Genomic DNA, 13,893 nt, shown 5'->3' with positions numbered 1-13,893 from the left:
TCATTCCGGGGCTCGCGAAGCGAGAACCCGGAATCTCGCGCCATCATCTCGAGATCCCGGGTTCACGACTTCGTCGCGCCCCGGGATGACGGCGAATGAAAATGGTCGCGCCCACGCTTCCCGCCGAACTCAAGGCCGCGCTCGACGCCAGGCTGCAGGGCTTTTCCCGCACCGACGCGGCACGGCGGTCACAGAAAATCTCGACCACCTATCGCGCCGGCGGCGGGTCCGGCACGATCAAGTCGGAGGCCGATGCACTTGCCTATGCGCTGGCGCGGATGCCGGCCACCTACGCGGCCGTCGCTGCGAGCCTGAGTGCGCTGGCTGAGATCGCGCCCGACTTCGCACCAGAAACGCTGCTCGATGTTGGCGCAGGTCCAGGCACCGCGAGTTGGGCCGCCGCGGAAGCGTTTCCGTCCCTGCAGGACTTCACCCTGCTCGACGCCAACGCTACGCTCAGCCGGCTCGCGCTCGAGCTCGCTCGCGACAGCACGCGCCTCGCCGATTGCCGCTATTTGCCCGGTGATGCCGCCACCAACCTCGCCGAGGTCGCACAAGCCGATCTCGTCGTCGCGAGCTACATCATCGGCGAGATCAGTGAAGCCGACCAGCGCAAGCTCGCGGAGACGATGTGGGCCAAAGCGCGCCACGCGCTTGTCGTGATCGAGCCCGGCACGCCTGCCGGCTACGACCGCATCCTCGCGCTGCGCGCGCAGTTGATCGCGCAAGGCGCCTTCGTCGCCGCGCCCTGCCCGCACGAAAAACCGTGCCCGCTCATCGCACCCGACTGGTGCCATTTCAACCAGCGCCTGCCGCGCTCCCAGGCGCACCGCCAGATCAAGGGCGCCGAGGTGCCGTTCGAGGACGAACGCTTCATCTATGTCGCATTGACCCGCACGCCGCCGGCAATCCGCGCCGCACGCGTGCTGGCGCCACCTGAGGTCGGCAAGGTCGAGGTCACGGCAAAGCTTTGCACCGGGGACGGTGTCGACCTCGCGAAAGTCCCGCGGCGCGACAAAGCGGCCTACGCAAGCGCCCGGCGCTGGCGCTGGGGCGAGGCCGTTATTGCCGAAAGTTAACCTCGTTCAGGGCTTTCTCCTTGAACTTGGATGGTTCCTGTTCCGACCAAGCCTTACCTTCCCTCTGCGCCGGGGCTCTCGCCCTGCGCCAATTTGGTCTACCCTAGCGCCCGCCTTCTTCCCTCTTCAGGAGTCCTCCATGTCGACCGGCTGGATCGTTCTCGGCGTCATCGTCGTCCTCGTGTTCCTGGCGTTCAGCGCCTACAACCGGCTGGTGGCGCTGGGCCAGCGCGTCGGCCAGGCCTTTGCCGATGTCGACGTGCAGCTCAAGCAGCGTCATGATTTGATCCCGAACCTGGTCGAGACGGTGAAGGGCTATGCCTCGCACGAGCGCGGCACGCTCGACGACGTCATCAAGGCGCGCAATTCGGCGATGTCGGCGCAGGGACCGGCGCAGGTGTCCGCGGCCGAAAACCAGCTCTCCGGCGCGCTCGGCCGGCTGATCGCGCTGTCGGAGGCCTACCCGGACCTCAAGGCCAACGCCAATTTCCAGCAGCTCGCGAGCGAGCTCTCCGACCTCGAAAACAAGATTGCCGCGAGCCGCCGCTTCTTCAACAACGCGGTCCAGGAGTACAACACCGGCATCCAGCAGATGCCCGCCGCTTTGTTCGCCGGCATGTTCGGTTTCACCAAGAAGGACTTCTTCGATCTCGGCACCAGCCGCACCGAGGTCGAGGCCGCCCCTCAGGTGAAGTTCTGATTGCAGCATGATCCTCACCTTCGTCGTTCCGGGGCGCGTCGAAGACGCGAACCCGGAACCTCGACCGCGACACTAAGCTCTGGTTTCCGGGTTCACGCCGTTGGCGTGCCCCGGAATGACCGAAGCTAACGGAAGCAGTCATGGCCGCGTATGGTCTCTACACGCACATCGCCTCGAACAAGTTTCGTTCGATGCTGCTGCTCGCCGGCCTGTTCGCGCTGGTCTATGTGCTGGTCTTTGCCGGCGCGCTGGTCGCCGAGGTCGTCACCAACGGCAACGGCACCGTCGCCTATTATCTGAACCGGGGCTTCCACGACCTCATTGTCGCCTTCCCCTTTGCGACGGCCGCGGCGATTGCCTGGATCGCCATCGCCTATTTCTTCCACCAGTCGATGATCGACGCGGTCACCGGCGGCCGCGACGTCACCAGGCAGGAGGAGCCGCGGCTCTACAATCTCCTGGAAAATCTCTGCATCTCGCGCGGCATCACCATGCCGAAGCTGAAGATCATGGATTCTCCGGCGCTGAACGCGTTCGCGACCGGCCTCAATCCGCGGCAATATGCCGTCACCGTCACCACGGGTCTGCTCAAGGCGCTGAACGACCAGGAGATCGAGGCGGTGCTCGGCCACGAGCTGACCCACATCAAGAACGGCGACGTGCAGCTGATGGTGGTCGCCGTGATCATCGCCGGCGTGGTCGGATTCTTCGGCGAATTGTTCTTCCGCCTGTTCACCAATCTGAGCTGGAGCTCCGGTGGCGGATCTTGGTCGTCGGGCTCCTCCTCGTCGTCCCGCTCATCCTCATCGTCGAGCGACAACAAGAATTCCGGCGGCGGCGCAATCATCGTCATCATCATCGCGGTCGTGCTGATCGTGGTGGCCTGGCTGGTGTCGCAGGTGGTCAAGCTCGCACTGTCGCGCTCGCGCGAATATCTCGCCGATGCCGGCTCGGTCGAGCTGACGAAAAACCCTGATGCCATGATCTCGGCGCTGCGCAAGATCGAAGGCCGTGGCGAATTACCGGGCGCGACCTCCGCGGTGATGGAGCTGTGCCTGGACAATCCGCGCGAAGGCTTTGCCGATCTGTTCGCGACTCACCCCTCGGTGCAGTCCCGCGTCGACGCGCTGGTCAAGTTTGCCGGCGGCCATGATCCGGGTCCGCTGCCGCCGCCCGCTGACGAGACCGAGCAGCCCGAGACCGGCGCGCCCGAGGCACAGGCCGATCCGCAGAGTGCCCCTCCTCCAATCCCGCATGGCCCGTGGAACGATGCAGCCAACCCGCCCGGTCCGCCGCCTGTGCCCGCGCCGAGCTCCGCAGGAACCGCTGCAGCCGATCCGCTGGGCCCTCCGGGTAATCCCATGGCTAATTCTATGGGCAATCCCATGGGTCCCTGGGGCCGCCATTGAGCGAGCAATTCGTCACGCCTTGCAGCCGGTTTCACGGCCCTTGGGAAAAACTCCAGGAATTGCAGCTGGCCTGCGCCAGAGATTTGAATTCTCCCTTGTTTCTGCCATGTTCGCGCCCAACAGCAGACTCGGGACATTGATTTGGGGCCCGGCCGATTGCGACCTCGCGATCGGGGGCGCGCGTTAGGGGACAGCAATGGCAAAGCCGGCGGTAGTTGTGGTGGGCGCGGACAAGGGCGGGGTCGGCAAGACCACGGTATCGCGCACCTTGCTCGATTATTTCTCAGCCAACAACGTGCCGACGCGCGCCTTCGATACGGAGTCGCCGCGGGGAACGCTGAAGCGCTTCCACCCCGAGATCACCGAGATCGTCGACATGACGACGACGGCCGACCAGATGAAGATCTTCGACACGCTCAACGCCGTCAGCCCTTCGGTCACCGTCATCGACGTTCGCGCCGGCCTGCTCTCGCCTGCGCTGGCCTCACTGCGCGACATCGGCTTCCTCGACGCCGCCAAGGCCGGGCAGATCACCTTTGCCGTGTTCCACATTCTCGGACCTTCGATCGCCTCGCTGGAGGAGATCGCTGAGACCGCCAGCTTCATGGGTGGTGCAAAATACTTCCTGGTGAAGAACTTCATCAACGACACCCAATTCTTCCAGTGGGACCAGGCGACCTATAATTCCTACTTCCACCGCATCAAGGACGCGACCGAGCTGACCATCCCGAAGCTCAACGAAATGGCCTATGAGCAGGTCGAGGTGTCCTCGGTCCCGTTCCTGAAATTCGTCGCCAATAAAGGCATCCACGACGAGGCCGCGAACTATTCGTTCGTGCTGCGCGGCTATGTCCGGCATTGGCTGGCGAATGTCTGGAGCGAGTTCGACCGGATCCGCCTGACCGACATCGTCGGTTCGAAACCTGTCACCCGCAACAGCGAAAAATAGTTGCGCTAGCAGAGCCGATACGGCTGGATTGGGCGGTGAGTTCGCTCAGATAATAGCGTGATGCCCGCGACGCCGCTCTACATCATCTGCTCGTCCCGCCCGCAGGTCGGCAAGACGCTGCTGGCGCGGCTGTTGAGCGAATTTTTGCTGCTCAAGAACGGTAATGTCGCGGCCTTCGACGTCAATCTGAAGGAGCCGTCGCTGCTCGACTACCTGCCGAAGGTGACCGAGACCGCCGACGTGATCGACACCTTCGGCAAGATGCAGCTGATGGACCGCGTCATCATCGACGACGGTCTTGCCAAGGTCATCGATCTCGGCTTCCACGCCTTCGACGAATTCTTCAAGATGACCGACGAGATCGGCCTGCTCAAGGAAGCGGCGCGCCGGCATGTCGCACCACAGATCCTCTTCGTCGCCGACACCGACCGCGTCTCGGCCCGTGCCCATGAGATGCTGCGCCAGCAAATCCCGCGGATGAACCTGATCACCGTCGACAATGAGTTCGTCATCCGCGGCGAGCTGCCGCCCGCGATGGAAGGCGGCAGACTGTTCCGTCTTCCCGCACTGCCCGGCTTCCTCAAAACTTATATCGACCGGCTGAGCTTCTCCTTCACCGGCTATCTGCGTCAGGAGAAGGATTCCTCGACCGAGCTGCACCAGTGGATCCGGCGCAACTACCTCGCCTTCCGCGAGCTCGAGCTCAGCCTGATCCTGCAGCGGTCCTGAGGGGCGTCATTCCGGGGCGAGAAAAGGACGAGGCTCGTCCCTCAGATTATTTTATCCGGGTAATATTGACGACGAAGGCATCGACCGTTACTGAGGCTGCACAACAGCATCCCTCAGCGAGGATTCCCGTGAGCATCGACCGGAAAGCAGCCATCGCCGCCTACAAGGAGCGGAAGACCGTTGCGGGCATTTTCGTCGTCCGCTGTGCGGCCTCCAGCGAGGTCTGGGTCGGCCAGGCCCCGAACCTCGAGACCATCCAGAACCGCATCTGGTTCACGCTGCGCCAGGGCGGCCACCCCTGCCACAGCCTCCAGGCCGCCTGGAACGCGCATGGCGAGGCCGGCCTGGCGTTCAGCGAATGCGAGCGGTTGGAGGATGAGGAGAGCGCTTACGTCAGGAACGCGCGGCTGAAGGAGCGCGCGCTGCACTGGCAGGCAGAGCTGAAGGCCGAGGCGATCTAAACCGCCTCAATGCCCCTCGAACGTCATCAGCGTGCGCACCGGCACGTCCATGGCGCGCAGCTTGGCGGCGCCGCCGAGCTCTGGCAGGTCGATGATGAAGCAGGCGGCGACGACGTTGGCGCCGATCTGGCGGAGCAGCTTCACGGCGCCTTCTGCGGTGCCGCCGGTGGCGATGAGATCGTCGACCAGGATGACGCGCTCCCCGGGCTGGATGGCGTCGACATGCATCTCCATCTCGTCGATGCCGTATTCGAGCGAATAGGCGATGCGCACGGTGGTGTGCGGCAGCTTGCCCTTCTTGCGGATCGGCACAAAACCGGCCGAAAGCTGATGCGCCACGGCGCCGCCGATGATGAAACCGCGCGCCTCCATGCCGGCGACCTTGTCGATCTTGTTGCCGGCCCAGGGATTGACCAGCTCGTCGACCGCGCGGCGGAAGGCACGCGCATCCGCGAGCAAGGTCGTGATGTCGCGGAACATGATCCCCGGCTTGGGATAGTCGGGGATGGTGCGGACGCTCGCCTTCAAATCGTGGTCAAAGGTCATTGGTGCCTCTCAATTGACCGGCGCATCCAGCCGGAACGCATTCTCAACAATACGCAAGCCCACCTCGCCGCCGAGCGACATCAGCGATTCCGGGTGGAATTGCACGCCGGCGACCGGCAGGGTCTTGTGCTCCAGCGCCATGGCGACGCCGTCCTCGGTGCTGGCAGTGACGGATAGGACATCCGGCATGCTGTCGCGCTCGACAAAGAGCGAATGATAGCGGCCGATGACGATCTCGTTCGGCAGATTGCGCATCAAGCGCCCGCCGCGCACCTGCACCCGCGAGGGCCTTCCGTGCGCCGGATGGGTGAGCTGGCCGAGCTCGCCGCCGAAATATTCGCCGATCGCCTGCACGCCGAGGCAGACGCCGAACACCGGCAGCTTGTTCGCCAGCGCCGCATCGATGGTCTTCTTGATCCCGAAATCCTCAGGCCTGCCAGGACCGGGCGACAACACCAGCAAATCCCACCTCTTCTGCTTGAGCATGTCGAGCGCATGCACATAGCGGACCACGGTGACCTCGGCGCCGACCTGACGGAAATAATCGGCGAGCATGTGTACAAAGCTGTCGTCGTGGTCGATTAGCAGCACCCGCTTGCCCGAGCCGGTCGCGTCAGGCGCGAAGCTCGACAACGGCTTCGGCGGATCGCCGCGCAGCGCCTGGAACAAGGCTGCGGCTTTCACTTGGCATTCGCGGTCTTCCGCGGCCGGATCGGAATCGAACAGACAGGTGGCGCCGACGCGCACCTCGGCAAGACCGTCCTTCATCCTGATAGTGCGGATGGTGAGGCCGGTGTTGATGCTGCCGTCGAAATTCACAGCGCCGATCGCGCCGGCATACCAACGCCGCGGCGAGCGCTCATGGTCCTCGACGAACTGCATCGCCCACAGTTTTGGCGCGCCTGTCACGGTGACAGCCCAGGCGTGGGTAAGGAAGGCATCAAGCGCGTCGAAGCCGGGACGCAGCATGCCCTCGACATGATCGACGGTGTGGAACAGCTTGGAATAAGTCTCGATCTGACGGCGTGCGAGCACCTTGATCGTGCCGGGCACGCAGACGCGCGCCTTGTCGTTGCGGTCGACGTCGGTGCACATGTTGAGCTCGAACTCGTCCTTCTCGGAATTCAGGAGCTGGCGGATCTGCTCGGCGTCACCGATCGCATCGGTACCGCGCGCGATCGTGCCTGATATCGGGCAGGTCTCGACACGGCGTCCGTCGGAGCGCACGAACATTTCCGGCGAGGCCGAGACCAGGAATTCGCCCTCACCGAGATTCATCAGCGCGCCATAGGGCGACGGGTTGATGACGCAGAGGCGCTGGAACACTTCGGCCGGCGAGCGTTCGCAGGGCTCGGCGAAGAGCTGGCCCGGCACGGCCTCGAACAGATCGCCGCGGGCGAAGGCCGCGCGCGCGGTCTCGACCGTCGCCTGATATTCGCCGGGCGCGTGATCGGCAAAGCCTTGACGATCGGTTTTCACATACGGGCTCTCGGCCGTCTCGCGCGGCAGGCCTTCGGTCGATTTGCCCTTCCAGGCGAAATCGTAGGAAAGCACGACGCCGCGCCCGGTGGCGCGGTCATAGGCGAGCAGGCGATCCGGGACATAGAGCACGATGTCGCGCTGGTCCTGCTCGCGCGGACGCTTCTGCACGAGGTCCTCGATCTGGAAGACGAGGTCATAGGCGAAGGCGCCGAACAGGCCGAGCAGCCCGTCGTCATTGGCGGAGAAGGCCGCAATGATGTCGCGCACCAGCGACATCACGCTGGCGCGACGGGTGCGCTGGTCTTCCTCGACCGGCGCATCGCCCCGGATGATGTGACCGGCAAGGCGCGTCGATGATTTCTCGGAGATCACGACGCAAGGTTCGTGCAGGACGTCCGCGAGGAAGGCGATCAGCACCTCGCCACGCGCATTGAGCGCTTCGAGCTTGAAATTGGTGCCAACGGTCTCGAGCTTGAGCGGCGGATCGGAGAAGCCGAGGTCAAAGCTCTCGTAGCGGCCCGGCACGGTCGTGCCCGAGGACAGCACCACGCCGCGGCGGCGGTCGAGCAGGCTGACGAGATCGTCAAGCCTGTTGGCGCCGCCGGTAAATTGTTCGGCCACGCGCGTGATCGCAAGACCGCCGCGGGTGACGTAATCGCTTCTGGGAGGGAGGGCAAAGACTGTCCTGTTCATGTCGTCCTCTTACGAAACTTGCCGAGGGAACGCCACACAGGACAAACGATCAGGCCGCCGCGCTGTGCTGGCGACCTCAGACGATTTTGGGAGAATAAATCGCACCGGCCACCTCTTAGGAGGTGCGCCACCAACGACGGGATGGGCGGGCTGCGGTGCTCATGGGGCGGATACTCACCATGGCGAGGGGGCGGCGTCAAGGGCCGCCGCCCTCGGTCGCCGGCTTTGGGCTATTGCTCGACCGGGTCAGGCTGCCAGTCGAATTTGCGCTTCTTCCGGTCCCATTTCAGGACTGAGAAGTTGTCGCACTCCATACACGCCCAAGCCACGATGCTGTTGTCCTGTCCCTTTCGCAAAGCACCGAATTGACGGTCCGTGCGCACGGCATTGACAAATCGGATCTTTGGCGTCCCGTCGCCCGGCTGGTCGAGGATCAAAATAAACCTGCCCCTTGGACCATCGCATTCTTCGAAGGCGCCCACCAACGCGACCTGCTTGGCGGCAGCACCATCGAAGCGCCCCTCGATGGCGAAGGACATATCGCCGGCAGCCATTGCATCCGTGCTGCCATCAAAGAGCAATTCGCTTGGAATGAGATCCTTGCGGAATTCGGTCGCCTTGCACCAGCTCTTGCGGATCCGGTTCGCGGGGATGCCGCGAACCTCGGTCGTGAAAGGATGGAATTCGGCGATGACCCACCAGGCCTCGTTCTTGGGGTCCCCGTTCAGCGTCACAAATGCCTGCTGTGCCGCTGCCTGAGCCGTCGCCACCGCAACGACGAGGCCAACGCCGATGATCGAGCGAACGATCAAGCCCAGGACATGGCGCGCGAAAGACGACGTCGACATGCTCCGTTTCCCAATCGATCGCTCCGAAATCACCCGAGATGCTGTTTGAAAAACTCCGTCGCCCGTCCCCAGGCGAGCTCGGCGGCTTCGCGGTCGTGCACGGCCTGGCGCTGCTCGTTGACGAAGGCGTGCTCGGCGTCATAGCGGAACAGCTCGAGCGACTTGCTGGCGGCCTTCATCGCCTTCTCGAAGCCACTGACCAGCTCCGGCGTGCACCAATCGTCCTTGTTGGCGAAATGGGCCTGGAGCGGGATCTTGACGTCGGCGGGCTTGGCCGCCTGCTCCGGCGGGATGCCATAGAACACGACGCCGGCCGCAAGCTCGGGCACATGCACCGCACCGATGATGGTGACGGCGCCGCCGAGGCAGAAGCCGGTCAGCCCGACCTTGGCGCCGTTGCGCGACAGATATTGCGCGGCGCCGCGCACGGTCTGCGTGGTCGCGTCCATGAAGTCGAGCGAGTTCATCTCCTTGTTGGCCGAATCCGTGTCGTGATACGGCACCACCTTGCCCTTGTAGAGATCGGGGGCCAGCGCATCGAAGCCGGCGAGTGCAAAGCGATCGCACAGGCCCTTGATCTGGTCGGACAGGCCCCACCATTCCTGGATCACGACCACGCCCGGCGCATTGCCGCGCGCGGCATTGGCGAGATAGCCCGAGGCGTCCTTGCCGTCCGGGCGCTTGAAGGTGATGGCGGTTCCCATGGTGTCCTCCGAGGCGTTTCTGGGGGAGAGGTTGGCGGCATTTTGGCGGGTAAGCGGGCGCGAGGCAATCCACACTCTCGTCATTCCGGGGCGCGCGATAGCGCCCCGGAATCCATCGGGCCTCCGAGTGGGTGGATGACGGATTCCAGGCTCGATGCTGCGCATCGCCCCGGAATGACGACAACAAAAAAGCCCCCTTGCGGGGGCTTCTTCGTTCTCGTGTCGCGCGTGCCGCTCAATGCGAGTCGGCCCAGACCTTCTTCTTGGTGAAGTACATCAGGAACGCGAAGATGATCAGGAAGATGAAGACCTGGAAGCCGAGGCGCTTGCGCGCTTCCATGTGCGGTTCGGCGGTCCACATCAGGAATGTGGTGACGTCCTTGGAGTATTGCGCGACCGTCGTCGGCGAGCCGTCGTCGAAGGTCACCTGGCCGTCGCTGAGCGGCTTCGGCATCTTGATGGCGTGGCCCGGGAAGTATCTGTTGTAGTACGAGCCTTCCGGGATGGTCACGCCCTCAGGGACCTTCTCCTCGAAGCCTTGCAGCACGGCGGCGACATAGTCCGGACCCTGCTCCTGGTACTGGCTGAAGAAATCGATCAGGAACATCGGGAAGCCACGGCCGTAGGAACGCGCCTTGGTGATCAGCGACAGGTCGGGAGGCGCCGCGCCGCCGTTCGCCGCGCGAGCCGCCTGCTCGTTCGGGAATGGCGAGGGGAAGTAGTCGGCCGCCCGGCCTGGGCGCTCGAACATCTCGCCCTGGTCGTTCGGGCCGTCCTTGATCTTGTACTCGGACGCGAACGCCGCCACCTGCGCTGCCGAATAGCCGGGGCCACCGGGATCGCCGAGATTACGGAACGCGATCAGGGACAGGCCGTGGCAGTTGGAGCACACTTCCTTGTAGACCTTCAAACCGCGCTGGAGCGCACCGCGGTCATACTTGCCGAAAGGGCCGGCGAACGACCAGCTGTTGCCCGGCGGCTTGGTGCCGCCTTCCTCGGCGCGGGCCTTGTCGGCCGACGCGGCGAACAGCGCGCCTGACAGGGCGAGCACGATCGCGGTCGAGACCATTGGCGTCGACTTGCCGCCGGTCTTGGCGAGGATCGCTTCCGAGATCGAGTTCGGCACCGGCCGCGGCTTCTCGATTTTTGACAACAGCGGCAGCACGATCAGGAAGTAGGCGAAGTAGCAGACCGTCAGAACCCGGCCGGCGATCACGTAGATGCCTTCCGGCGGCTGCGCGCCGAGATAGCCGAGCAGGATGCAGACCGCGACGAAGATCCAGAAGAACTGCTTGGCCAGCGGGCGGTACTTCGACGAACGCGTCCTGGCGCTGTCAAGCCAGGGCAGGAAGCACAGGATGATGATCGCCGAGAACATCGCGATGACGCCCGCGAGCTTGTTCGGGATCGAGCGCAGGATCGCGTAGAACGGCAGGTAATACCATTCCGGCACGATGTGCGGCGGCGTCACGCCCGGGTTCGCCGGGATGTAGTTGTCGGCATCGCCGAGATAGTTCGGCATGTAGAAGATGAACCAGGCGTAGAGCAGCAGGAAGCAGGCGACGCCGAAGCCATCCTTGATGGTCGCATGCGGCGTGAACGGCACCGTGTCCTTTTCGGTCTTCGGCTCGACGCCATCAGGATTGTTCTGGCCGGCGACATGCAGTGCCCAGACGTGGAGCACGACGACGCCCGCGATCAGGAACGGCAGCAGATAGTGCAACGAGAAGAAGCGGTTCAGCGTCGGGTTGCCGACCGAATAGCCGCCCCACAGCAGCGTCACGATGCTCTCGCCGAAATAGGGGATGGCGGAGAACAAATTGGTGATGACCGTGGCGCCCCAGAAGCTCATCTGGCCCCAGGGAAGCACGTAGCCCATGAAGCCCGTTGCCATCATCAAGAGGTAAATGATGACGCCGAGAATCCAGAGCACCTCGCGCGGCTCCTTGTAGGAACCGTAATAGAGGCCGCGCAGCATGTGGACATAGACCGCGAAGAAGAACATCGACGCGCCGCAGGCATGCATATTGCGCAGCAGCCAGCCGTAGTTGACGTCACGAACGATCAGCTCGACCGACTTGAAGGCGAGATCGGCATGCGGCGTATAGTGCATCGCCAGGATCACGCCGGTCAGGATCTGCATCCCCAGCATGAAGGAGAGGATGGCGCCGAAGGTCCACCAGTAGTTCAGGTTGCGCGGGGTGGGATAGACGACGAAGGAGGAATGGACGAGACCCAAGATCGGCAGGCGCCGCTCGATCCATTGCAGGGCCGGATTGCTCGGCTGGTAGTCGGATGGTCCGCTCATGATGCGATCCTGAGGAAATATTACGACGTGACGGTTCGAGGCTTCGGACGCAGGTCCGAAGCTCAGCCGATCTGGATTTTGGTGTCGGAAACGAAAGTGTACGGCGGCACGGCCAGGTTCGCGGGCGCGGGCCCCTGGCGGATGCGGCCGGACGAATCGTACTGCGAACCATGGCAGGGGCAGAAGAACCCGTCGTAATTGCCTTCATGGGCGATCGGGATGCAGCCGAGATGGGTGCAGATGCCGATCACGACCAGCCACTGATCATGGCCGGACTTAACCCGGGCCTCGTCGGACTGCGGATCGGGCAGGCTCGCCACGTTGACGGCGCGCGCCTCGTCGATCTGCTTCTTGGTACGATGGCTGATGTAGATCGGCTTGCCGCGCCAGAACACCTTGATGTCCTGCCCCTCGGCAACCGGGCTCAGATCGACCTCGATCGGCGCACCCGCGGCGATGGTCGAGGCGTCCGGATTCATCTGGGAAATAAAGGGCCAGAGCGCGGCCGCGCCCCCTACTGCGGCAGCTGCCCCCGTTGCAACGAATAAGAAATCACGGCGTGTCGGATGGTCCGCCGAAGACGCTGTCGTCACGATTCCAACCCTTTCTTCTTATGCTGCCGGTGGAACCGCTCCAGGAGCCCCCAAGGTCCCCGGAACAGCGCTGCCGGCGCCCGCGACCCCCCGCGGCGGCAGAACTTGGCTTGTCCTCGCCAAAACAAGGCGAAAACAGCAGTCCAGAATCGTTCTATTGGCACCCTTGCAAGGCGAGCGCAAGCCCGCTAACGGCGCGGGAGCGTGCAATGCACGAATTCCCGCGCTAGCGATGTTTTATTGAGACAATTCCGCCCCGCCCGAAGCCCTGTAACGCCCATGCAGATCGCACTTTTCCAGCCCGACATTCCCCAGAACACTGGCACGATTCTCCGCCTGTGCGCCTGCCTCGGCATCGCCGCCCATATCATCGAACCGGCCGGCTTCCCGGTCTCCGACCGGCATTTCCGCCGAGCGGGAATGGATTACCTCGACCATGTCAGCATCACCAGGCATGACTCCTGGACCAAATTCGAGGAATGGCGGATGGCACAAAGCTACCGCCTGCTGCTGTTCACCACCAAAGGCGCCACCGACTACCGCGATTTCCGTTACCACACGTCGGACATCCTGCTATTCGGGCGCGAGAGCGCCGGCGTCACCGACGCGGTGGTCGAGGCCGCGGATGCGCGGCTGGTGATCCCGATCACCGAAGGGTTGCGGTCGCTCAATGTCGCCATGACCGCGGCGATGGCCGCAGGCGAAGCGCTCCGGCAGGTCCGGAACCCGCACGAATTGATATGACGAGGAGAGGCCAGTGAGCTACGCGGTCAAGGAAATCTTCCTGACCCTGCAAGGCGAAGGCGCCCACGCCGGCCGCGCGTCGGTGTTCTGCCGTTTTGCCGGCTGCAACCTCTGGAGCGGCCGCGAGGTGGACCGCAGCCAGGCCATATGCCAGTTCTGCGACACGGATTTCGTCGGCACCGACGGCACGCTCGGCGGCCGCTACGCCACGGCCGCGGAACTCGCCGATGCCATCGCCGGGCAATGGACCGGCCCGGCCACCAACCGCTATGTGGTGCTGACCGGCGGCGAGCCGCTGCTTCAGGTCGACGACGCCCTGGTCGCGGCGCTCCATGCCAAAGGCTTCGAGATCGGCGTCGAGACCAACGGCACGGTCGAAGCCCCCGCAGGCCTCGACTGGATTTGCGTCAGCCCCAAGGGCGGCAGCGAACTCGTGCTAAAGCGCGGCCATGAGTTGAAGCTGGTCTATCCGCAGGCCCTCGCCGCGCCCGAAGCATTCGAGGGCCTTGCCTTCGAGCGCTTCTCGCTGCAGCCGATGGACGGGCCCGAGGTCGCCGAGAACACCGCGCGCGCGATCGATTATTGCCTGCGCCATCCGCAATGGCGGCTGAGCGTGCAGACGCATAAATCGCTCGGCATCAGATAGGA

The 13,893-nt window shown here is 64.0% G+C and carries 14 protein-coding genes; 8 read left to right on the top strand and 6 right to left on the bottom strand.

Annotated elements, in window-relative coordinates; all coding sequences use genetic code 11:
* Positions 1–101 precede the first annotated feature (101 nt).
* The 6 genes from XH98_RS39170 to XH98_RS39145 all read left to right on the top strand — a co-directional run bounded on the left by XH98_RS39170 (position 102) and on the right by XH98_RS39145 (position 5,327).
* Entirely contained in the window at positions 102–1,079 is a 978-nt protein-coding gene (locus XH98_RS39170; RefSeq protein ID WP_271621950.1) for a small ribosomal subunit Rsm22 family protein, read from the top strand.
* Between the two features lie 139 nt (positions 1,080–1,218).
* The gene (locus tag XH98_RS39165; protein ID WP_237870166.1) at positions 1,219–1,779 is read left to right on the top strand and encodes a LemA family protein; all 561 of its coding nucleotides are present in this window, start codon (positions 1,219–1,221) and stop codon (positions 1,777–1,779) included.
* 140 nt (positions 1,780–1,919) lie between these two features.
* On the top strand, positions 1,920–3,188 hold the full coding sequence (locus XH98_RS39160) for a M48 family metallopeptidase (RefSeq protein WP_271621769.1): 1,269 nt from the start codon (positions 1,920–1,922) through the stop codon (positions 3,186–3,188).
* Positions 3,189–3,384: 196 nt separating this feature from the next.
* The gene (locus XH98_RS39155) at positions 3,385–4,137 is read left to right on the top strand and encodes a hypothetical protein (protein WP_271599701.1); all 753 of its coding nucleotides are present in this window, start codon (positions 3,385–3,387) and stop codon (positions 4,135–4,137) included.
* A gap of 60 nt (positions 4,138–4,197) precedes the next feature.
* A complete protein-coding gene (locus tag XH98_RS39150; RefSeq protein ID WP_271621768.1) occupies positions 4,198–4,866 on the top strand; it encodes a hypothetical protein in 669 nt (222 codons plus the stop codon).
* 128 nt (positions 4,867–4,994) lie between these two features.
* A complete protein-coding gene (locus tag XH98_RS39145) occupies positions 4,995–5,327 on the top strand; it encodes a GIY-YIG nuclease family protein (RefSeq protein WP_271599703.1) in 333 nt (110 codons plus the stop codon).
* Between the two features lie 6 nt (positions 5,328–5,333).
* Here XH98_RS39145 and XH98_RS39140 read toward each other — a convergent pair whose 3' ends face one another.
* From XH98_RS39140 to petA, 6 genes are all read right to left on the bottom strand, one after another.
* Positions 5,334–5,873 carry an adenine phosphoribosyltransferase gene (locus tag XH98_RS39140; protein ID WP_011085277.1) on the bottom strand — a complete coding sequence of 180 codons (540 nt, stop codon included), beginning with the start codon at positions 5,871–5,873 and terminating at the stop codon, positions 5,334–5,336.
* Between the two features lie 9 nt (positions 5,874–5,882).
* Positions 5,883–8,048, bottom strand: coding sequence for an anthranilate synthase component I (locus tag XH98_RS39135; RefSeq protein ID WP_271621767.1), 2,166 nt, complete (start codon positions 8,046–8,048; stop codon positions 5,883–5,885).
* 230 nt (positions 8,049–8,278) lie between these two features.
* Positions 8,279–8,896, bottom strand: coding sequence for a hypothetical protein (locus tag XH98_RS39130; protein ID WP_271621766.1), 618 nt, complete (start codon positions 8,894–8,896; stop codon positions 8,279–8,281).
* Positions 8,897–8,925: 29 nt separating this feature from the next.
* Positions 8,926–9,600 (bottom strand): dienelactone hydrolase family protein, encoded by a 675-nt coding sequence (locus XH98_RS39125; protein ID WP_271621765.1) that lies wholly within the window; start codon positions 9,598–9,600, stop codon positions 8,926–8,928.
* A gap of 235 nt (positions 9,601–9,835) precedes the next feature.
* Positions 9,836–11,908, bottom strand: coding sequence for a cytochrome b/c1 (gene fbcH, locus XH98_RS39120; protein WP_271599707.1), 2,073 nt, complete (start codon positions 11,906–11,908; stop codon positions 9,836–9,838).
* Between the two features lie 62 nt (positions 11,909–11,970).
* Entirely contained in the window at positions 11,971–12,501 is a 531-nt protein-coding gene (gene petA, locus XH98_RS39115; protein ID WP_057757105.1) for a ubiquinol-cytochrome c reductase iron-sulfur subunit, read from the bottom strand.
* A 279-nt stretch (positions 12,502–12,780) separates the two neighbouring features.
* Between petA and XH98_RS39110 the strand changes: the two genes are divergently transcribed.
* Positions 12,781–13,245, top strand: a complete 465-nt coding sequence (locus XH98_RS39110; RefSeq protein ID WP_271621764.1) for a tRNA (cytidine(34)-2'-O)-methyltransferase — start codon at positions 12,781–12,783, stop codon at positions 13,243–13,245.
* 13 nt (positions 13,246–13,258) lie between these two features.
* Positions 13,259–13,891, top strand: a complete 633-nt coding sequence (gene queE / locus XH98_RS39105) for a 7-carboxy-7-deazaguanine synthase (protein WP_271621763.1) — start codon at positions 13,259–13,261, stop codon at positions 13,889–13,891.
* The last annotated feature ends 2 nt before the right edge of the window (positions 13,892–13,893 follow it).

It is taken from the genome of Bradyrhizobium sp. CCBAU 51745, assembly GCF_028128715.1.
GTDB lineage: Bacteria > Pseudomonadota > Alphaproteobacteria > Rhizobiales > Xanthobacteraceae > Bradyrhizobium > Bradyrhizobium manausense.
This window is presented reverse-complemented; position numbering and strand designations above follow the sequence as displayed.